This is a genomic window from Neisseria sp. P0021.S007 (assembly GCF_051956855.1).
Genome location: NZ_JBQCXA010000330.1, coordinates 1 through 814, shown reverse-complemented (window position 1 = coordinate 814; position 814 = coordinate 1). Strand labels below are relative to the sequence as shown.

2 protein-coding genes are annotated in these 814 nt (G+C 37.2%); one reads left to right on the top strand and one right to left on the bottom strand.

All coding sequences use genetic code 11. The annotated features are described in order from the left end of the window. On the top strand, positions 1–117 hold a 117-nt coding region (locus ACTHUR_RS13160), incomplete at its 5' end, for an IS3 family transposase (protein WP_440398961.1). 102 nt (positions 118–219) lie between these two features. Here the strand turns inward: ACTHUR_RS13160 and ACTHUR_RS13155 are convergent. Further along, a partial coding sequence (locus ACTHUR_RS13155; RefSeq protein WP_440398959.1) for a YadA family autotransporter adhesin occupies positions 220–814 on the bottom strand: 595 nt, incomplete at its 5' end.

Here is an 814-nt window from a genome sequence, read left to right as displayed (position 1 = left end):
AGAGAGGAGATAATTAATGCTGTCAGAGATTATTTGGATTACTATAACCACCGACGGATTCAACTAAAATTAAAAGGACTGAGTCCGGTACAATATCGAAAACAATCCTTTAAATAACAGTCTAACTTTTTGGGGTCAGATCAAATTTTGGCCGCACTTTTTTTCATCTCAACATAACAAAAGAAAAGGCAGATTTTACTCTGCCTTTTTATCAAATAATTACCATTGGTAACCGATGCTTCCGCCCCAGTTCACATCACTACGGGAATTGATACTTGCACCAACTTTAATCGAAACTTTGTTGTTGTCAGAATTTCGACTATAACCAACCGCTAATGCAGTTTCGTTGCGATAACCACCAACACCAACAGAAACTAAGCTTTTACCCGCTTCATTTGGACGTTGTAAGAAAGAAATCGCTGTCGCTCCTGCAATACCTGCTTGTAATTTACGATCAACGTGATCAATTTTGTTGTCTAAACGATTGATGTTGTTATTAATGTTTTTCACTGCATTATCAACATAACGTTTATTTACTGCATCAGTTGGGTCTTTAGGATCAGCCACATTCACAATACGATTATTGTGAACATCCAAGCCACCATGTGCATGAACAGTACCACCAATGTTGATATCACCCGTTGTTGTGACATTAGCAAATGTTGGTGTATCAGATACTGCCACACTTAACACTTTGCCTTTTTTGTGGGTTAATTTAATGTTTTTACCCGCATCAAGTGTTAACTTATCCATTTTTGTTGCAGTAGATTGAACCGTTTCTTCTGTCACTTCATTTACAACAGTACCTTCAGAT